At 36.2% G+C, this 19465-nt stretch carries 19 protein-coding genes; 10 read left to right on the top strand and 9 right to left on the bottom strand.

Features of this window, described 5'->3' with window-relative positions:
• Positions 1-180: 180 nt before the first annotated feature.
• Complete coding sequence (locus U9M49_RS17670; RefSeq protein WP_095370887.1) at positions 181-1059, bottom strand: YitT family protein; 879 nt, start codon at positions 1057-1059, stop codon at positions 181-183.
• Positions 1060-1389: 330 nt separating this feature from the next.
• On the opposite strand from U9M49_RS17670, the gene U9M49_RS17665 reads away from it, so the two are divergent.
• The 3 genes from U9M49_RS17665 to cydS are packed head-to-tail and all read left to right on the top strand — an operon-like array spanning position 1390 to position 3885.
• Complete coding sequence (locus tag U9M49_RS17665) at positions 1390-2742, top strand: cytochrome ubiquinol oxidase subunit I (RefSeq protein ID WP_095370888.1); 1353 nt, start codon at positions 1390-1392, stop codon at positions 2740-2742.
• Positions 2732-3757, top strand: coding sequence for a cytochrome d ubiquinol oxidase subunit II (locus U9M49_RS17660; protein ID WP_095370889.1), 1026 nt, complete (start codon positions 2732-2734; stop codon positions 3755-3757). Before U9M49_RS17665 ends, U9M49_RS17660 begins: the two co-directional genes overlap by 11 nt.
• A 17-nt stretch (positions 3758-3774) precedes the next feature.
• Positions 3775-3885 (top strand): cytochrome bd oxidase small subunit CydS, encoded by a 111-nt coding sequence (gene cydS, locus U9M49_RS22720; RefSeq protein ID WP_370873333.1) that lies wholly within the window; start codon positions 3775-3777, stop codon positions 3883-3885.
• A 299-nt stretch (positions 3886-4184) separates the two neighbouring features.
• On the opposite strand, the gene U9M49_RS17655 is transcribed toward cydS, so the two are convergent.
• The 6 genes from U9M49_RS17655 to U9M49_RS17630 form a co-directional block, all read right to left on the bottom strand.
• Positions 4185-4499, bottom strand: coding sequence for a DMT family transporter (locus tag U9M49_RS17655; RefSeq protein WP_095373550.1), 315 nt, complete (start codon positions 4497-4499; stop codon positions 4185-4187).
• Entirely contained in the window at positions 4499-4849 is a 351-nt protein-coding gene (locus tag U9M49_RS17650; protein ID WP_095370890.1) for a DMT family transporter, read from the bottom strand. The genes U9M49_RS17655 and U9M49_RS17650 overlap by 1 nt, the downstream gene beginning before the upstream one ends.
• An 87-nt stretch (positions 4850-4936) precedes the next feature.
• Positions 4937-5521, bottom strand: a complete 585-nt coding sequence (locus tag U9M49_RS17645) for a TetR family transcriptional regulator (RefSeq protein WP_307315544.1) — start codon at positions 5519-5521, stop codon at positions 4937-4939.
• Positions 5522-5649: 128 nt separating this feature from the next.
• On the bottom strand, positions 5650-7374 hold the full coding sequence (locus tag U9M49_RS17640) for an ATP-binding protein (protein WP_095370892.1): 1725 nt from the start codon (positions 7372-7374) through the stop codon (positions 5650-5652).
• Between the two features lies 1 nt (position 7375).
• Positions 7376-8539 carry a beta-ketoacyl-[acyl-carrier-protein] synthase family protein gene (locus U9M49_RS17635; RefSeq protein WP_095370893.1) on the bottom strand — a complete coding sequence of 388 codons (1164 nt, stop codon included), beginning with the start codon at positions 8537-8539 and terminating at the stop codon, positions 7376-7378.
• A gap of 307 nt (positions 8540-8846) precedes the next feature.
• Entirely contained in the window at positions 8847-9359 is a 513-nt protein-coding gene (locus U9M49_RS17630; protein ID WP_095370894.1) for a YbaK/EbsC family protein, read from the bottom strand.
• A gap of 245 nt (positions 9360-9604) precedes the next feature.
• Between U9M49_RS17630 and U9M49_RS17625 the strand changes: the two genes are divergently transcribed.
• Positions 9605-10657 carry a lactonase family protein gene (locus U9M49_RS17625; protein ID WP_095370895.1) on the top strand — a complete coding sequence of 351 codons (1053 nt, stop codon included), beginning with the start codon at positions 9605-9607 and terminating at the stop codon, positions 10655-10657.
• Positions 10658-10825: 168 nt separating this feature from the next.
• The gene (locus U9M49_RS17620; RefSeq protein ID WP_095370896.1) at positions 10826-11173 is read left to right on the top strand and encodes a hypothetical protein; all 348 of its coding nucleotides are present in this window, start codon (positions 10826-10828) and stop codon (positions 11171-11173) included.
• Here the strand turns inward: U9M49_RS17620 and U9M49_RS17615 are convergent, their stop codons facing one another.
• A complete protein-coding gene (locus U9M49_RS17615) occupies positions 11174-11632 on the bottom strand; it encodes a chemotaxis protein CheX (RefSeq protein WP_095370897.1) in 459 nt (152 codons plus the stop codon). It lies immediately after the preceding gene.
• Positions 11633-12130: 498 nt separating this feature from the next.
• On the opposite strand from U9M49_RS17615, the gene U9M49_RS17610 reads away from it, so the two are divergent.
• The 4 genes from U9M49_RS17610 (at position 12131) to U9M49_RS17595 (ending at position 16771) form a co-directional block, all read left to right on the top strand.
• Positions 12131-13693, top strand: a complete 1563-nt coding sequence (locus U9M49_RS17610) for a Vga family ABC-F type ribosomal protection protein (protein WP_322910303.1) — start codon at positions 12131-12133, stop codon at positions 13691-13693.
• Between the two features lie 242 nt (positions 13694-13935).
• Positions 13936-15030, top strand: a complete 1095-nt coding sequence (locus U9M49_RS17605; protein WP_095370899.1) for a LytTR family transcriptional regulator DNA-binding domain-containing protein — start codon at positions 13936-13938, stop codon at positions 15028-15030.
• 188 nt (positions 15031-15218) lie between these two features.
• Positions 15219-16067, top strand: coding sequence for an ABC transporter ATP-binding protein (locus U9M49_RS17600; protein WP_095370900.1), 849 nt, complete (start codon positions 15219-15221; stop codon positions 16065-16067).
• Positions 16064-16771 carry an ABC transporter permease gene (locus tag U9M49_RS17595; RefSeq protein ID WP_307315563.1) on the top strand — a complete coding sequence of 236 codons (708 nt, stop codon included), beginning with the start codon at positions 16064-16066 and terminating at the stop codon, positions 16769-16771. The genes U9M49_RS17600 and U9M49_RS17595 overlap by 4 nt, the downstream gene beginning before the upstream one ends.
• 35 nt (positions 16772-16806) lie before the next feature.
• On the opposite strand, the gene U9M49_RS17590 is transcribed toward U9M49_RS17595, so the two are convergent.
• Positions 16807-17376 (bottom strand): nucleotidyltransferase family protein, encoded by a 570-nt coding sequence (locus U9M49_RS17590; protein ID WP_322910302.1) that lies wholly within the window; start codon positions 17374-17376, stop codon positions 16807-16809.
• Between the two features lie 258 nt (positions 17377-17634).
• On the opposite strand from U9M49_RS17590, the gene ade reads away from it, so the two are divergent.
• Positions 17635-19404 (top strand): adenine deaminase, encoded by a 1770-nt coding sequence (gene ade, locus U9M49_RS17585; RefSeq protein ID WP_322910335.1) that lies wholly within the window; start codon positions 17635-17637, stop codon positions 19402-19404.
• Positions 19405-19465 lie beyond the last annotated feature (61 nt).

Here is a 19465-nt window from a genome sequence, read left to right as displayed (position 1 = left end):
GTCCTTCTCTTAACCAATAATTAAATACGATATGAATCGCAATACTCTACATATGAAAATTTAATAATTCTCATTTAAGTAGGATTGTTATTCACTAAAAATCTATTTTTTTATTTCTAAAACGAAAAAACTCATCCCCCCAAACAGTCAAGTTTGGGAAAGGATGAGTAACAAACTGAATTAGTGAATATTCGTTTTCCTAAAGCTTCCACCTTTCACTTCTGCTACATCATAAACGGTGACAAATGCGCCGTCATCAATTTCAGAAATGATTTCTTTCATTTTGCTTTCTTCTAAACGGTTAATGACACAAGTGATTTCGATGAACTTTTCATGCGAATAACCGCCATAAGCTTCTTTATACGTAGCACTACGCCCAAGACGGTCGCGAATGGTTTCAACCATAGCCACTGGTTCAGTTGTAATGATTTTAAATGTTTTCGATCCACTTAACCCTTCCTCAACGATATGTATCACTTTACTTGCAATAAAATAAGCAATCGCAGATAAGAACGCCCCCTGGAGGCCGAACACAGTAGAAACAATTATAAAGACAAATAAATTTAAGAATAGAATTAAATCACTTGTTCCGAATGGGAGCTTTCGTGAAAGTAGCACAGCAAGCATGTCGATTCCATCAAGTGCCCCACCATTACGTAATGCTAACCCCATACCAAAACCAAGAATAATTCCACCTACAACTGTGACAAGGAGTGTATCACCTTGAATAATGACTGGTATGTGATGCATGAGGCTTGTACCTGCAGCTAATGAAGCAATACCAATAATTGAATAGATGGCAAATGTTTTACCAATTTGTTTATAACCTAACCAAACAAAAGGTATATTAAGAATTGCGATTAAAACACCTAATGGGACATCAAATAGTTGCGAACCTACAATGCTGATGCCCGTAACGCCTCCATCTGATACATTATTAGGAATCAAGACTGCCTCTAGTCCATAAGCAGCGATAAAACCACCTATAATAACAATCAGACATCTAATCACCATTCTTAGTATACTTTGTTTACTTTTCTTTTTACTTTTTGTTTCCATAATAATCTCCTCTTTACTTTTTCAAATTGATACATGGCTAGAATAAATTCCTTATCATCCCTTTCTAACGAAAATTTACCCCTAAAAAACAGTTACTTCTATTATAACTCAATTATTCTCATCCTTTGTAACAAGTTTCTGTCTGATTCTTAATAATATCCCATATTATGGGCAAACTTAGTTTGAAATAAAGGAGGAGACAAAATGTATAAAAAACAGGAGAAAAAGCTCATTCTCTTAGCCTTTTCAATCGCTTTTATTCTCGGCTTATCCATCCTCGGACGCTTGTTCCACTAATTATAAAAGATAATAACGAAAGAAGGGATTCTATTGGCTAGCGAACAAGGCGTTTTATATAGCCGTGCTTTGACAGAGTTAACATTAACTTTCCATATCATTTATGCAACCATTGGTGTAGGAATCCCACTAATGATTATGATTGCCCAATGGATCGGAATTAAAAAGCAAGATGACCATTACATATTACTTGCTCGTCGTTGGGCAAGAGGATTCGTCATTACCGTAGCTGTTGGAGTTGTGACAGGAACGGCAATCGGCTTGCAGCTTTCTCTTCTTTGGCCACATTTTATGGAACTAGTAGGACATATTATTGCTCTGCCATTATTTATGGAAGTATTTGCTTTCTTCTTTGAGGCAATTTTTCTTGGAATTTACTTATATACATGGGATCGATTTGAAAATCAAAAAAAACATTTACTATTGTTAATCCCTGTTGCTTTAGGTGCTTCATTTTCGGCTGTTTTTATTACTGTGGTCAATGCTTTCATGAATTCACCCCAAGGATTTGATATTGTCGATGGACAGATTGTTAATATTTCTCCATTGCTTGCTATGTTTAGTCCAGCTATGCCGACAAAGGTAGCACATGTTTTAAGCACGGCCTATATGACTTCAGCGTTTATACTTGCTAGTATTGCTGCTTATCGCATGCTTAGAGGTTCAACACATCTCTATCATAAAAAAGCGCTTTATTTAACTTTAAAACTTGCACTCGTCTTCTCCATCTCCACCGCCCTGTTAGGTGACTTCGCTGGAAAATATTTAGCCGAATATCAACCAGAGAAGCTTGCGGCTGCCGAGTGGCATTTTGAAACAGAAGAAAATGCGCCTCTTATTCTCTATGGTGTATTAGATGATGAAGAGATTAAATATGCCATTCGGATACCTTACGCTTTAAGTATACTTGCCCACAGCAATCCATTTGCCGAAGTCATCGGTTTGGACCAGTTTGATGAAGATGTTACGCCACCTTTATATATTCATTATTTATTCGATATTATGGTGACTTTAGGTATGCTCCTTATTTTAATTGCTTTACTTTATATTATTGGGCTTATTAGAAAGTGGTCATTTATTCATTCAAAATGGTTTTTATGGATTATGGTGCTTTCCGGTCCACTTTCAATGATCGCCATTGAGGTAGGGTGGTGGTTCACCGAAGTAGGTAGACAGCCTTGGATTCTACATGGGTTGATGCGGACAGCTGAAGCGGCAACTAGTAATGAATATGTAGGCTGGATGCTTGTTCTATTTGCCTGTTTATACCTCTTGCTCGGTGCAGGGAGTATTTACGTACTCACTAGTATGTTCAATAGAAACACGGTTGAACAAGAATTAGCTGATCGAAAAATAGAAAAAGGCGGTGACACTTTTGAGTCTTGAGATAATTGGTATTTTTGTACTTTGGCTGTTTTTGTTTGGTTACGTTATCGTTGCATCTATTGATTTTGGCGCAGGATTTTTTAATGCCTACAGCTTATATAGAGGCAATCAACATATTTTAAATAAAATCATTCAACGTTACTTATCCCCAGTCTGGGAAGTCACCAATGTATTTCTCGTCTTTTTCTTTGTCGGTATCGTTGGGTTTTTTCCACAATCCGCTTATTATTATGGGACCACTCTGTTAGTGCCGATTAGCTTAGCCATTATTTTATTAGCCATTCGTGGATCTTATTATGCTTTTTCAACATACGGAAATCGTATGCCCAAGAGGTATACATATGTTTATGGATTATCTGGCTTATTTATCCCAGCTTCCCTTTCAATTGTTTTTACAATCTCAGAAGGCGGATTTATTTCAATCGAACAAAATGGACCTGTGCTTGATATAGTCTCCCTTTTCACAAGCCCACTCACATGGAGTATTGTTGTACTGAGTATAACTGCAGTTCTTTATATCTCAGCTGTTTTCTTAACATGGTATGCCCATTATGCCAAGGACGAAGAGGCAACTATTTTATTAAGGAAATATGCACTAATATGGGCTATCCCTTCACTCATTACAGCAATTGGGATTATCGTTGAATTAAAGTTCCACAACCCAGAGCATTTTGAACGACTTGTTGATTTATGGTGGATGTTTGCATTGTCTGTACTATTTTTCATCGGGACGTTTATCCTTATATATAAGAGGATGAACTATGGGCTCGCATTCACTTTGTTATGCGGACAATATTACCTTGCCTTCTTTGCTTATGGCATTTCACATTATCCGTATTTACTGTATCCCCATTTATCAATATTTGATAGTTTCACAAATGAAGCAATGGCCATCGCTTTGATTATAGCCTTTATAGCCGGTTTAGGTTTGCTCCTACCATCGCTCTATCTTTTATTGCGGCTTTTCTTATTTAATAAGGAGTATGTACAAGGGCGAAATGATAGTCATGTATAAGAAGGGAGACATTTTAGATGAGTACATTTATTATTTTTTATGCGCCGTTTATTGTCATCTTACTATCCATTATCATCGGCTTTCGAGTTGCTTTATATGATCGATCAGCGGTTAACCGTAAAAAATAACGGGTTTATAAAGGTACAACGAAAGCAAATATTTTAGTCTAATTCTTTCACTCTGCCTGCACTATACATTGAATAAATAAAAGAGGAATAATGTTGTTTAGTATAATAGAGAAAAAATGGAGTAAGTACGAAATGAATATCACAATGTAAAAAGGGGGAAACGTTGATTACAGAGTTTTCCCAGCACAGAAAAAGGCAATCACTCCCTTTTATTAACTTTGGTGCGCATTTTTATTTGCGCACCCAAATTATTCATTTTTTCACTTCAGAATGGTGCTTCCTCCTCCTTGCAAAGGATATTATGAAGTCGCCTTCAAACCAATTACGCCGACAATGATAAACAACACGCTGATGATACGTTTTTTACTTTTTGGCTCTCCGAAAAGGAACATACTAAGTAAAACAGCCCCTGCTGTACCAATACCAATCCATACCGTATAAGCAATACTCACTTGTAAATATTGAAAGGAGGCATACAGGAGCGCAAAGGATATCCCAAAACCACCCATATAAATGACACCATTCTGAATGTTTTTTTGTTCACTATATTTTTTTAACCCAATAACACCAGTAATTTCACTTATTGCTGCTAAAATCACAAGAATCCAGCCCATCATGCTACTTGATCCTCCCTACTATGTTCTTCTATTTGATTATCAGCTAGCTTCAAACCGATAACACCGACTAAAATGAATATAATAAATACTACTTTCGCTAACCCCATTTCTCCATTGAAGAGAAAGACATCCATTAAAGACGTCCCTACAGTACCTACTCCGGCGAAGATAGCATAAACGGTGCCAGTTGGTAGATTCTCACATGCTTTGGATAAACAGTGAAAATCTAATAAAATCACTGCAACTACAAGTAGCCAATGCCACCAAAGATACGCTGTATTAAAGCCAAAAACCCAAACAAGTTCAAATAAACACGTTAATATAACATAAAACCAAGATCGATTCATCTTTTTCCCTCCAAATGACTGAATTTCAGTCATTTTTATCAAAAACCCACCACTGGTGAGATTTATTTAACCTACAAAAATCATAAGCTAAATAGCAGAAGATTGATAACCTAAACCGTATTTTAGAAAGGTTAGCACTTCTTCTTTTTGTTGCTTTGCTTTGTCTTCATCTGTGTGATCATACAAGTAAATTTGCTCCGCTGTCGATTCCACTAATCCAATCAAAATCTTTGCTGTACTTTCTATATTAAGGTTGGAACGTACGACTCCTTCTTCTTTAGCCGCCTGCAAAAAATGACTAATCCATTCGTAAAATGGTTGGTAAACAGTTTCCCATTGACGAATATGTTCGCTAGAAGCAAGACCAGCATATACTAAGGCAAGCACTTCTCGATACTCACTCGTATATAAAAAGATACTGTCGACCAGTTGCTTTAATCGATCAACAAATATCGCTTCACTATTTACTTCATGATGTACTCTGGCAATTAATTTTTCTACCATCACTTCTGCAATAGCCGGCATAACAGAAAGTTTCGATGGGAAATACAAATAATAAGTCCCTTGAGCAATACCTGCTAGTTTCACGATATCGGCAATTTTTGTTTTTTCAATGCCCTTTTCTTGAAAAACTTCAATTGCGGCATGCACAATACGCTCTTTTTTGTCCATTTATCAAACTCCTTAAACATGAATGAATATCATTCATTTTAAAATGGATTTAAGAAAATGTCAATGTCAACACAACTTCTACCCGAAGACAAAGGATATTTAACCACCTCCAATTGCCCTCGGAGTTTTTAATGTGCTTTATATAGCATTGTTACAACTGTTCCATATCTTTCTTTACTTTTCACAAACATTTTCCCTTTATTTTCGTTCATTAATTTAAAACAAATCGTTAAGCCAATGCCATTTCCTTTTTCTTTACTTGTGAAATACGGTTCGCCAATCCTAGCTAATCTTTCTTTAGAAATTCCCTCTCCATTATCCATGACGCGGATACGGATATACTCTTCATGCTCATCTAAAACAATTTTAACCTTCCCACCTTCATGAATGGCTTCCAAACTGTTTTTAATAATATTAATCATAACTTGCTTGAAATGGGACTTATCCATATTTATATAATGTTTTTGCTTTAATTTGTTAGTAAGTTGAATCTTCTTCCCTTGTTCTGTCGCCATAGCATTGAAGAGGAGGTTAATATTATTCACTTCATCAACTGCATCAAATGGCTCAACAGAAGGCAGTTCATCAGATTTAGCCTCAGGCTTCCCGAGAATTAATAATTCTTTTAATACTTGATTAATCCGATCAATTTCTTCAATAAGAATTCTCTCGTAAGCCGAGTCAGGGTTTCTTTCTCTTAACAATTGTATGAAACCACGAATCGTCGTTAATGGATTTCTTATTTCATGCGCTACACTCGCAGCCATTTCACCAATTACTTTCATTTTCTCTGATGAAAGAAGCAATTGCTCATTCTTTTTCTGCTCTGTTACATCATTACCAAAATAGATGGTGAACGATTGACCGGAATTTTGATATAGTTGCTTCATGCCCCACTGAATATAATAATTTTTTCCTTTATAATCTGTATAGCGGTAAGGTTGTTCAAACCCGTATGCAACCATTGGCAAAAAGTGAATAAGTGTAGATGTTTTTTTACCTAATAAAGTACGTTCTTTCTCATCAAATAATTGACAAAAGGAGCGATTCACCTTCACAATTCGCTGATCACTACCTGTAACAAGCAGATAATTAGGATTAATATCCATAATTTCTTCTAATAGTTCACTCTGTTTAATTAACTCAATATTGATATTGCGAATTCTTTGCGATTGCATTTGAAAAAAACCTAGAAATAAGATTAAGGCTGCAATGATAGAGTTAAAACTAGAAAAATAAAGCGGCGCAAAAGAAAAACCACTTATAACACCATTAATAAAAATAATCATTGCTGCTATTACTAATTGTAAGTAAAAGCTTCGATAATAAACACCTTTTAACTGTAAGGTGACGATAAACAAGAAAAACCAATTAATAAAAACAAGTAAAACATTAATGATAAACGTAAAATTCAATGGACCATAGATAGGAATCCAATGAGAAGGTGAAACGTTTACCGCTTCAACAAATCTGTAAGACTCGACTCCAAGTGAAGTAAAGTTTATCAAATACGTTATGATACTAATGATCGTAAATAACCACATTCCCGGTTTATTAAACAATATCCCAAAGCGATGTAAAAAAGGATTTTCTTTTACTAAATAGTATGAGAAATAATACATCGTTGGCATTATAAAAATCGGACCCATCCGTAAAATGCGGAACAACAAATCAATCGCTTGTAAAGAAAGCATCTGGTCAGCATAAAGAAAGGCAATATCCATTTGCCAAAATGACAACATTAAGAGGAAAATGGACAAAGCTTTTGTTAAGGAGGTTTTAGAATAGAATAATATGGATACAGAGATAAACAAGGGGATGAAAGAAACAGTTAATAATAAAACAAACTCCATCTTATGTCATCCTTTCCTTAGAGAAAAGGGCAGCATTATTGTTCCCACCATAGCCTTGTGAAGTAACAAGTACTTGTTCCACTGGGCTATGAATCACTTCGTCAACAACCAGAAGCTGCTCATACTTACCGACATCTACTCTGATGGTTGGCGGAATGAACTGTTCCTGTATACTAATTAAACCGGCCATTACTTGAAACATGCCCGATGCTCCCATCGCGTGACCAACATTCCCTTTAATAGAAGTAATGGGCACACCCTTATCTAGAAAAAACTCTCCATAAACCATTGCCTCAATATCATCGTTTGCTTCGGAACCTAAAGCCTGACTATTAATATAAGTCGGCATCCCTTTCTTAATTGTTCTTTCAACAGCCTTAACCATTGCCCGACCTCCTGGATCAGCAATGTAAGATGAATAAGCGGATTGGAACATGCTAGATTCCGCTAAATACCCTATTATCTCTTTTTTTCGTTTAACCGCTCCTTGCTCTGATTCCAATACTAATACGCCTGCACCTTCAGACATAGCAAAACCCTCACCTGTTGAAAAGGGACCCATGAATGTCTCTCCCGTTTGCAAGATTCTCAGTGGCAGAAATCCCGCCAATACCAAATCATTAATGGTAGAGTCTACCCCACCGACAATACACACATCTACCTCGTTTGCTTGCAGAAGAATTTTAGCCATATGAATGGCGTCTAAACTTGAAGTACAACTATTTGCTAAAGAAAAGGCTGGTCCTTCAATTTGCAATGAAGTACTTAAACAATTCGCCAAAGTATGCCCATTCATATTCCCTATGGCATAGGGACTCATCCTTTTTCCTTTGTTTAACTTAGTTGAATGGTTAAAAACCTCCGTTATTACACCACCAGAAGAGCCAACAATGATAGCAGTTGCATAATCTCTCGGTTGAATCTGTGCCATTTCTATTGCCCGATCTGTTGCATGAAGGAGCATTTGCGCTGACTTCGGTAATTTACTCGCCTTTAAATAAGAGTGGCTAATATCATTCTCATTTACTCTTCCAGTAAAAATGTGCTCACCGTTAAATTCTTCTCTATTTAATGTTGTCTTTTTATCTTTTAATATATTTGAAAAATCTTTGATTGATGTAATGTTAGGGCCAATCAATCCCATTCCAGTGACGACAACTCCCATAAATGCAACCCCTTTTGCATATATACACCTTTATCTTACTATTAATCTAGAAAATAAGATACGTTTCATTCATGACTAAACCCTTTCACACAACATGAATAGTACTATAGTAACATAAGAACACCACGCAGATTCAGGTCTTTTTCTCTAATAAAAAAAGAATTAAGCTATCTCCTCTTAATATTAGTGTGTGTTATTAAGATTCCCAAGTGAGGAAGCACCACGTATTTCAAATTCTTCTCCACATAAAAAGGTACCAACCTTTGTTAGGCAAGTACCTCTCCTTCTTTCATTACATCAAATACAATCAATTTTCCGTTGTAGCCGCAGTTTGTTCCCTAGCCTCGCCATTCCAATCTTTAGTTACATCCACCCATTGTTTTGCCCCTGCATATTGATATAATTCCTCACAAGTTAGTTCAATTGCTGAGTTTTTGCTACCACATGCTGGATATACCATTTCAAAACGCTGTAGGGAAGTATCAAGAAAAATATTCATTTCTTTTGATAAACCAAATGGACAGACACCACCAACCACATGCCCTGTATGATCAAGCACTTCTTCAGCAGAGAGCATTCTCGCTTTCATTCCAAATGTATGACGAAATTTTTTATTATCTATTCTGGCATCACCTGCAGCAACAACTAGTAGTGCTTTTTCTCCCTCACCTCGAAAAGAGAGTGTTTTGGCAATTTTAGCTGGAATAACACCAATTGCTTCGGCAGCTTGATCAACAGTTGCACTTGTCGTATCAAACTCCAATATATCTTTATCTCGACCATATTTCCCCAAGTGAGCTTTAACACTTTCAAGTGACATAATTCTTTCGCGGCCTCCTGTCAATATAATGTAAAAGGATATCATTCTTTAATAAGTAAAAGCAAATGTATTTGTTAAAAATTCAAAAAACATACAAATCTTTAAATCAAATTACTTTAAATAAAATTTGTAACCATCCTTCTCCTCTCCGCTTACCATAGATTTATCCCGATTCTTTCTATTTTTCATTCTCCTCTTTAAATATGATACAGTAAAGCTATACATAAAATGTTGGAGGAATACTTATGACATCAACTACTTACACAGGCTATGTTGGTACCTATACAAAAAAGGATAGCCAAGGAATTTACTCATTTCATTTAGAGGATGATCAAATTAAAAATATAGAACTTGCTGCTAAACTTGAAAACCCAACTTATTTAACGATCAGCTCGAATCAATCACATCTATACGCTGTGATGAAAGAAGGAGATTTAGGCGGTGTCGCCGCTTATGAGTTAGACAGCAGACATAGTGGGCTCACTTTATTAAACAAACACCTTTCTCCAGGTGCCTCGCCTTGTCATGTAAGTCTAGATCCAAAGAGTCAATACTTATTAAGTGCGAATTACCATAAAGGAACGGTTGACTATTATTCACTACTACAAAATGGCGAGATTAAAAACCTGCTAACTTCAAAAGAGATTCATGGTTCGGGACCACATGAGCGCCAAGAAAAACCACATACCCATTTCGCTGGACTCACACCGGATGAGAAGTATGTTGTTGCTGTCGATTTAGGGGCAGATGAAATCATTCTATTTCGTAGGGATGGGGATAAACTCACCAAACATTTTACTTTGGCAACACAGCCAGGCTCTGGACCAAGACATATCACCTTTCACCCCAATGGGAAATGGGCCTACTGCATGACTGAACTAAGCTCAGAAATTATTGCACTTCAATATGACACTGAGAAAGGAGAATTGAAGGAAATTTCTTATTATAAGACGATACCTGAGGATTTTTTAGAAAACAATCAAGGTAGCGCCATCCATCTTTCTCAAGACGGCAAATTTTTATACGCTGGCAATAGAGGTCATAATTCAATTGCGATATTTGCAGTCGCCGAAGATCGATTGCATATAACCTTTGTTGCTCATACATCGACATATGGAGATTGGCCACGTGACTTTGTATTAGATCCAACTGAAGAATACTTAATCGCAGCCAATGAACGGTCAAATAATTTAACTTTATTTAAACGAGAGGCTGAATCAGGGTTACTTCAACTATTGCAACAAAATGTTCCTGTACCTGAACCAGTTTGTGTGAAGTTTTTACCTCAACAACTATAAGTACAAAAATAAATTTAATTTCATAACTAATAATAAAAAAGGGGTGTTCTGCTAATGAATAGCCCTTTTTTGTATCCCCTCTATTGATAGGCGATGACTTTATTAACGTTCTATCACTAATAGGACATGCATAAACTAAAATAGGAGACTATTTAAGGAGGAGAAATGATGAATAAAGTTGTTTATCTAGTTGGAGTAGCCATCATTATTTGCTTTGTTTCATTAGCTGAATCCCCTAATTCAATCCTCCACCATGAGAACGAAAGAGAAAGTAAATATCCCTATTTTCCAGTAATTAATGAGAATAATGACAGCGAAGAAGTAAGTCAAACCGTTGATGAAACTGACCTTGAAGGTTTAGCTCCTACTTTAGAGCTTCAACTAGTGGACACAGTTTACAAAGATGATGTCATTGTTGAAAAATATCAACAATTCGAGGTTTATAGAAATGACGAGCAGGAAGTCATTAAAGCTATTCCATTGGATGAATATGAATACTTATCGTATCAACAATAGTTAGTCAATCAAAACATGGACAAGAAGTTCTATATTATCTGGCAAATTATAAGTAAGAATATACCCTTTTGTATACCCTGATATAAAACTATGACCATCCAATATTGTCGGGGAGGTAATATCTACTTCCATTCCCTTCCCTTCGATGGCTGATACTGAACCACCAGCAATCATATTCCCTAGTTCCCCACTAAAAGATGTTAACATTTCACCTTCTAAGTCCATCCCGAACATAGATTTCCCCAGCAATGAAAAAAGTGAACGATCACCACCAATGAACAATTTACCAGCTATGTCCCCTGAGAAACCGATGAATACCCCATATCGAACAAGGAATGAACCTTCTAGCTCAGTCCTACCCACTAATTCATGATTCATGGGAATTAGCTGTCCAATTGAAGTTTGGACACCTTTTAATAAAAGGTTCATTTTTTCTTTATCCTGTAAGACCTTTTCCATTGCCGGTCACCCCACATCAAAATAGTTGATAGTATCATAGTATATTATACCTGGTTCTTTTGCTATATTTTTCATTAAAAAAATACATGATAAAACTGAAAATAAATGAGCAAAAATAACTATTTTAAAATTCAGACACGAATGGTTTTATAGAGCGCTAACTTCTCTTATTCCCTTTTCAACAAACATTAAAACACATAACTTTGACAATTTCTATCCATTTAAGTATGATAATATTATTAAATGCGAAAGGGTGACTCTAAGTCAATGAAGTAAGAATCCTATTTATCGAAAACAAACAATTGAAGGTAATGAGTAAAGGAACGCTTTATTTTGCTATGCTTTCAAACAATGTTTTCAGAATAGGATTGCACTTCATAAGGTTACCCGTTGGAATTCTCCCAACTTTTTTAGTGTACCTTTATGCCTCCTATTCTGAAGAAATAGGAGGCATTTTTTTCGAGAATTTGTCTCCCAAAACGAGAGGAGATGATTAATATGCTATTATTAGAAGCCACTGATTTGAAAATTACTATAGGTGACCGACTATTAGCTACTGCAGAAAGAATAACTGTACAACAAAACGATCGTATTGGTTTAGTTGGCCGGAACGGGACAGGAAAGACGACAATTTTAGATACACTTGTAGGAAAAATAACTGCCGAAGAGGGACAAATCATCCGCAATGGCACAATGGAGTTATTACCACAATTAAAACATGATGATCAATACAAAAGTGGTGGAGAAACAACGCAACAATATATTAAAGAAGCACTAGCTAAAAACCCGGAAATATTACTTGCAGATGAACCAACGACCCATCTGGACACCTCCCATATTGAATGGTTAGAAAAGATTCTTAAGCATTGGCAAGGTGCCCTCATTCTTGTCTCGCATGACAGAACTTTTCTTGACCGTGTGTGTACAAAAATTTGGGAAATTGATGAGGAGAAAGTAAAGATATATTCTGGTAATTACTCGCAATATAAACAGCAGAAAGAATTAGCATTAGCAGAGAAGCAGCAAGCTTACGAACAGTATGAACAGAAAAAAGCACAATTAGAAAATGCCCTCACCTTGAAGGCTAAGAAGGCAGAGAGAGCAACTAAAAAGCCAAAAAATCTAAGTTCTTCTGAAGCACGGATCACAGGATCAAAGCCTTACTTTGCTAAAAAACAAAAAAAGCTGCAACAAACGGCTAAATCAATTGAAACAAGATTGGAAAAGCTTGAAAAGGTTGAAAAAATTAAGGACCTCCCGTCCTTACAAATGACCTTACCTAATGAAAAAAATACGAAGAACCGAATTATTATTAGAGCGGAAAACCTTAAAGGAAAAATAGCTGATCACCTGCTTTTTGAACCCGCCTCCTTTCAAATTCGCGGAGGAGAAAAATGGGCGATTATTGGTCCCAATGGCTCTGGAAAGACAACCTTGATTAAAAAAATTTTACAGAGGCAAGAATTGACTGTCTCTCCATCTTTAAAAATTGGCTATTTTAGTCAAAATTTAGATATTCTACACAAGGATAAAACGATTATTGAAAATGTTAAAGAAACCTCTATTCAGGAAGAAACGATTATTCGTACAATACTAGCCAGACTACGCTTTTTTCGAGAAGATGTATATAAAAAAGTCTCACTTCTTAGCGGCGGAGAACGAGTGAAAGTCGCATTAGCCAAAATACTTGTGAGTGAAGTGAATACATTAGTGCTAGATGAGCCGACAAATTTTCTCGATATTGAAGCTGTAGAAGCATTAGAAGAACTATTAATGCAATATAAGGGAACTATTCTCTTCGTCTCTCATGATCGCCGTCTTACTAATAAGGTAGCAAACAGGTTATTGATTATTAAAAATAAACAGATTGAAGTATTCAGAGGCAATCACGAAGCTTACGAATCCTATGAGCCCGAGGTGAAGAGGAATGATCATGAGGAAGAACGTTTACTCATCGAAACAAAAATAACAGAAGTCCTTTCACGATTGAGTATCGAGCCAACAGAGGAGCTGGAAAAGGAATTCCAGAAACTACTACAACAGAAAAAGAAATGGCAATAAGTTCTACAAAGGGACCCTACTTGTATGACATTCGGGTCCCTCTTTTTTCTTCATATAAAGCCTCAACATTTTAATTATTTCCACTTTTAATCAGCTTTAAAATCCTGTAAAATCCAATTAAGGTATATTTAACTACATAGAATTACGACATTCGTCCTCTTCCTCTTCAATCATTTATCCTTTGTTTAAACGAAAATCTTATAGTCAATGTAAACCATATTAATCTACCCTGAGGTGTCGACATGAAGCTATTGCAGATGAATCAACTTGAAAAAACAATCGGAAATACAATTATCTTCCCTAAATTCGATTTAACTTTATATAGAAATGAAATTGTTGCACTCCAATGCAATAACGAAGTTGGCAAACATCTCATCATGATGATGATTGGAAAGAACAGTATTTCAAATGGAAATGTATTATTTGAAGATACAGAGTTAAATAAGCATTTTAAAAGTCTATCTAATAGAATTGGGCTATCTCTACTAGACGACGCTCTCTACGACCGGTTAACTCCCAGAGAATTTTTAACTTTTTATAAGAACCTGCATGAAGTCAATATAGAAATAGAAGCTTTAATACAAAAAATAAATTTAATAGACAAAGTAAATACAAAGATTAGCAGACTTACGTTTTCTGAAAAGAAAAGGCTACACTTAGGAAGGGCAATCCTCCATCAACCAGATTTGCTTATATTAGAAGAACCCGACCAAAACATCGATATCGAAAGTAAAATTACACTACAGAAAGTATTAGAAGACCATAAACAACAAGGAAGAGTCGCCCTTATCATTACTAATAATTACGAAAGTGCACTATCAATGACGGATACAGTGTATCGTTTAAATGAGCACGGTCTAAAAAAAATCGAGATCATGGATGAAGAGAGTAGTCACCAGGATATCGAAGATGAAGAAGCACAGCCGCAACAAGATATGTTGCCTAGCGAAGAAATCGGTCCAGCTTCTTCAGAAAAGATTCAGAACATGAACAATCCATTGCGTCTTGAAAAAATCCCTGCAAAAGTGGAGGACAAAATCATCCTTTTTGATCCGACTGAAATTGTATATGTTGAGAGTAATGATGGCATTTCTCATTTACATGTAAATGGTGAAAGTTTCCCTTGTGCTCTTACGCTAAATACATTATTTGAGAGACTGCATCCATTTGGATTCTTTCGCTGTCATCGTTCATATATTGTTAATTTGCAGAAGGTGAGAGAAGTCATTACTTGGACAAGAAATAGTTATAGCCTTATTCTCGATGATGCGAAAAAGAGTTCAATCCCATTATCAAAAGGAAAATTAAATGAGTTGAAAGAGATTATGGGCATATAAGTTGTTTCATCTTGACTTTAACAACGAATGACACCCTATTTTCACCTACTTTCCTTGCTCCATTCACCGCTTAATTGCTTCCATTCATCTAAATATAGACGCTTTTCACCTTGATATTACTGTATTCATCCCATTTCACAGTTAATATTGAAGACAAGAAATGCAAAACGTGAAAAGGGGCCAATTAAATGGAAAATGTCATTGAAGTAAGAGACCTTGAAAAGTCTTTTCAAAACCAACTAGCTTTAAAGAAAGTAAGTTTTCAAGTAAGAAAAGGGGAAACAATTGGTTTCTTAGGACCGAGTGGTTCAGGTAAAACAACAACAATCAAAATCCTAACCGCTCAACTTCATGCAACTGCCGGAGAAGTGAAAGTGTTTGGTGAACCAATTGCGAAACTAAAAGATCCCATTTATATGAAGAGAATTGGTATATTAACTGATAATAGTGGCTTATACGAAAGGCTTAGTATATACGATAATCTCGCATTATATTGTGATTTATATGAAGTAGATAAAAAAAGAATCAATGAAGTGCTCACAACGGTAAATTTAATAGAAGAAAGTAAGAAAATCGTGCAAAAACTGTCCAAAGGAATGAAGCAACGAGTGACATTAGCTAGAGCCATGCTTCATAAACCGGATTTACTCTTTTTAGATGAGCCGACTTCTGCCTTGGATCCTGTAAACACGATGCATATCCACCAAGGGCTTAAAAAGCTAAACGAAGAAGGAACAACAATATTTTTAACTACTCATGATATGCAAGAAGCTGAGACAATTTGTGATCGAGTGGCATTCTTACATAATGGTGAAATCAGCTTAATTGATACACCAGAGAATATTAAAACACAACAAAGTTCTTCATCCATCTCCCTATTATTGCGAAACAATCGTAAAGTGGTTGTGCAAAAAGACGAAGCAGGTGCAAAAGAAATATATAACTATATAAAAGACGGAGAAATCGTAACCATTCATTCAGATGAGCCGACACTTGGAGATGTATTTGTAAAATTAACGGGGAGGAAATTATCATGATCTTTTCATTAAAACGTGTCAACGCTATATTTATTAAAGATTGGAAAGATTTGCAGAGAAATTCATATATTCTTTTTACTTTAGCCATCCCATTAGTTTTTGCAGCGATGTTAGGTCGCATGAATGCAGCAACAGACGTCCTTTCTACTTATCCAATTAATCTCGCACTAATTATTGCGGGTGCTTTTATCCAAGCTGCGATGGTTGCAGAAGAAAAAGAGAAAAATACTTTGAGGGGCTTGTTATTATCACCTGCCAGTACACTAGAAATATTGATTGGAAAAAGCGCATTGTCTGGACTGATGACCATCCTTGTTATTATCGGATCAATTATTTTCTCAGGATACACAGTCCCATCCCTTCCACTATTTTCTCTTAGCACTTTACTAGGCTTAGTCTTTTACCTTGCAACAGGAACGATTCTTGGACTGCTTTCACGGACAGTAATGGAGACAAGTATTATCGGTATGCCTGTATTAATTATATTCGGCATGAGCTCCATGTTTAAACCAATGGTTGAAAATGCAACCTTGATCAATATAATTGAGTTGTTGCCTAATGAACAATTAAATCAGATTTGGTTTGGTTTAAGTGACGGTAAGGGGGCAGCTGAAATCCTCATGAATTTGTTCATTTTATTCTTGTGGGTAGCCGTTTCATTCATACTCACCATCGTAATATATAAGAAACGTAGATTTGATTAAGGTATCGAGGTCGGATAGGTTCCCTCTCTCCGACCTCACCAATCATATACAACAAGATTGGGCCATTTCGCTTTCCATTTCCTTGCCTTATACTCATATATCTCCTTCGTGACGATTACTTTATTCGGTACTATCCTCATGTTAAACAGATCATCTAAATGATAAGGCGCATACATAGTCATCTTGTCATTTTTCTCCATTTTCACCCCTACCGCAGTAGCTGTTGTTGGCCAGCTCGCGATTGCCTCATTGATGCTTGTATAAGCAGGAATCGCAAAACCAAATTTTTCTTCATACCAGAAATGGACATTCGCTTGATTCTTTATATCTAATTGATATGGAAACGACTTGAGCATACTACTTAATATTTGCTGAAACTCCCTTTCGCTCAATTGGTTTCCCTTGTCATAGTAGACAAGGTCAATATCTGATATACCATAGTCGATTGCGTTGCCAGATAATTGATTCCACACGGTATTTGCCACACATCCCGCAGCTACATAATAATCAAAGGGTAAGTCCAAATCCGATAAACAACTTAATAAATGAATGATTTCCTCATTTTGTTCTAACATTTCCTTTAACTGTTTTTCATAATTAATCATCGTAGTATCTACCACCTTTATTGATTAAAAAGCAACTAACATCATATCTTATATAAGAGTACATTTACATTATTTGGTTTCACACTTGATTATAATTTTTAGGGAGAAGTCAAAATTCTCTTTTATTTTCCTTAGTTTAAGAACACTAGTATAATGACCTAAACAGTTTAAGCCTTCTTACTTATGATTGGAAGAAACAATAACAATGTCATAAATGAACCAACTACTTAATGGTACAATAAAGTTCAAAAAATCGAAATTGACGGAACCACTTTTGGAGGAGGACCTTTAATGGAAAAGATGAAGAAACGAATTGAAGTAGCTTCAGGTAAATCACCTGCAGACCTTGTCATCAAAAATGCGCAAATTGTTGATGTGTTTTCAAGTGAAATTATTTCTGGAGACGTAGCCATCACAGATGGATATATTGTTGGAATTGGTGACTATAAAGGAATAGAAACAGTTGACGCTCATAACCGTTTTTTAGCTCCTTCTTTTATTGATGGACATGTACATATTGAATCCTCCATGGTAACCCCTGTCGAGTTTTCAAAAATCCTCCTGCAGCATGGGATAACTGCTGTCATTTGTGATCCTCATGAGATTGCTAATGTCGTTGGTGAAAGAGGTATTGAGTTTATGCTTCACGCATCTGATGATATTCCATTTGATGCTTATTTCATGCTACCATCTTGTGTGCCAGCCACACCTTTTGAAAATGCCGGTGCTACATTAACAGCAAACGACTTATCTCCTTTTTATGAATATGAGATGGTGATTGGTTTAGCCGAAGTCATGAATTATCCCGGTGTGATGAAAGGCGATCACGACTTATTGAGTAAAATTCACGAAGCGCATGAAAGAGGAAAAAAAGTGGATGGCCATGCGGCGGGGCTAAAAGGAAAACAACTAGATGTGTATATGACAGCTGGTATCCGAACTGATCATGAAGCAACTACTGCAAAAGAAGCAAAAGAACGATTGCAAAAAGGGATGTACGTCATGATTCGCGAAGGTACAGCAGCAAAAGAATTATGTCGAATCCTACCAATTGTTAATGAGAAAAATGCACGTAGATTTCTATTTGTTACAGATGACCGCCATCTTGATGATATTATTAGCGAAGGTAGTATCGACTATATGATTCGGAAAGCGATTAAGAAGGGGATTGATCCGATTACAGCGATTCAAATGGGGTCTCTCAATACAGCTGAGTGCTTCGGGCTTAAGGAACAAGGTGCCATCGCTCCAGGATATAAAGCTGATTTCGTTTTATTAGACGATCTTGAGCAAATTGAGATTCAATCTGTTTATAAAAATGGACAATGTGTTTTTAGTGAAGGAGAATTAACTGATTTCCCTAAAGAATTAGAGCAAAAGGAATTTTCCCATCTCACTAATACCGTCCATCTTCCTGTCATTAATGAACAATCGTTTCACTTAGACATCGTCGGAGAAAAAGCCCATATTATTGAAGTGATACCGAACAGCATAGTAACCGACCATGTTATTGAAACCGTTCAGAAAGACGAACGCGATCGTTTCATCGCTTCTATCGAGAAAGATCATTTGAAAATTGCTGTCATGGAGCGTCATCATCATACTGGCAACATTGGACTCGGTGTCTTAAAAGGGCTCGGACTACAATCTGGCGCCATCGCAACAACGGTAGCCCATGATTCTCATAATTTAATTCTTGCGGGTACAACTGATAAAGATATGGCTGTCGCTGCCAATGCAATCCGCGACATGCAAGGTGGACTTGTAGTTGTCGATAAAGGAAAGGTGCTTGCTCAATTAAACTTGCCAATCGCGGGTCTCATGTCACATGAACCATATGAGAAAGTGAATAAGAGGCTAGTGGAAATCAATCAGGCATTGGATAAAATCGGAGCTAACCATACATTTAATCCATTCTTAACATTAAGCTTCCTTGCGCTACCTGTTATTCCATCACTAAAACTAACAGACCTTGGGCTCTTTGATGTCAATACCTTTAACCATATCTCTGTATCTGTAGAGAAATAACCTAATAAATGAGAATGACCCGAACTCGTTTCGGGTTACTTTTTATATTATGTTTCTCTCT

It is taken from the genome of Cytobacillus sp. OWB-43 (genome assembly GCF_034651445.1).
GTDB classification, from domain to species: Bacteria; Bacillota; Bacilli; order Bacillales; family Cytobacillaceae; genus Cytobacillus; species Cytobacillus kochii.
The sequence above is the reverse complement of the archived record's forward strand: the minus strand, read 5'-3'. Positions and strand labels throughout refer to the sequence as shown.

Excerpts from the sequence above, each read along its gene's own strand:
- U9M49_RS17620 (WP_095370896.1), top strand. The coding sequence starts at position 10,826 with ATGAATAAAGTTGTTTATCTAGTTGGAGTAGCCATCATTATTTGCTTT.
- U9M49_RS17595 (WP_307315563.1), top strand. The coding sequence starts at position 16,064 with ATGATCTTTTCATTAAAACGTGTCAACGCTATATTTATTAAAGATTGG.
- U9M49_RS17605 (WP_095370899.1), top strand. The coding sequence starts at position 13,936 with ATGAAGCTATTGCAGATGAATCAACTTGAAAAAACAATCGGAAATACA.
- U9M49_RS17655 (WP_095373550.1), bottom strand. The coding sequence starts at position 4,499 with ATGGGCTGGATTCTTGTGATTTTAGCAGCAATAAGTGAAATTACTGGT.
- U9M49_RS17650 (WP_095370890.1), bottom strand. The coding sequence starts at position 4,849 with ATGAATCGATCTTGGTTTTATGTTATATTAACGTGTTTATTTGAACTT.
- U9M49_RS17625 (WP_095370895.1), top strand. The coding sequence starts at position 9,605 with ATGACATCAACTACTTACACAGGCTATGTTGGTACCTATACAAAAAAG.
- U9M49_RS17630 (WP_095370894.1), bottom strand. The coding sequence starts at position 9,359 with ATGTCACTTGAAAGTGTTAAAGCTCACTTGGGGAAATATGGTCGAGAT.
- U9M49_RS17610 (WP_322910303.1), top strand. The coding sequence starts at position 12,131 with ATGCTATTATTAGAAGCCACTGATTTGAAAATTACTATAGGTGACCGA.
- cydS (WP_370873333.1), top strand. The coding sequence starts at position 3,775 with ATGAGTACATTTATTATTTTTTATGCGCCGTTTATTGTCATCTTACTA.
- U9M49_RS17600 (WP_095370900.1), top strand. The coding sequence starts at position 15,219 with ATGGAAAATGTCATTGAAGTAAGAGACCTTGAAAAGTCTTTTCAAAAC.
- U9M49_RS17615 (WP_095370897.1), bottom strand. The coding sequence starts at position 11,632 with ATGGAAAAGGTCTTACAGGATAAAGAAAAAATGAACCTTTTATTAAAA.
- U9M49_RS17670 (WP_095370887.1), bottom strand. The coding sequence starts at position 1,059 with ATGGAAACAAAAAGTAAAAAGAAAAGTAAACAAAGTATACTAAGAATG.
- U9M49_RS17635 (WP_095370893.1), bottom strand. The coding sequence starts at position 8,539 with ATGGGAGTTGTCGTCACTGGAATGGGATTGATTGGCCCTAACATTACA.
- U9M49_RS17640 (WP_095370892.1), bottom strand. The coding sequence starts at position 7,374 with ATGGAGTTTGTTTTATTATTAACTGTTTCTTTCATCCCCTTGTTTATC.
- U9M49_RS17590 (WP_322910302.1), bottom strand. The coding sequence starts at position 17,376 with ATGATTAATTATGAAAAACAGTTAAAGGAAATGTTAGAACAAAATGAG.
- U9M49_RS17645 (WP_307315544.1), bottom strand. The coding sequence starts at position 5,521 with ATGGACAAAAAAGAGCGTATTGTGCATGCCGCAATTGAAGTTTTTCAA.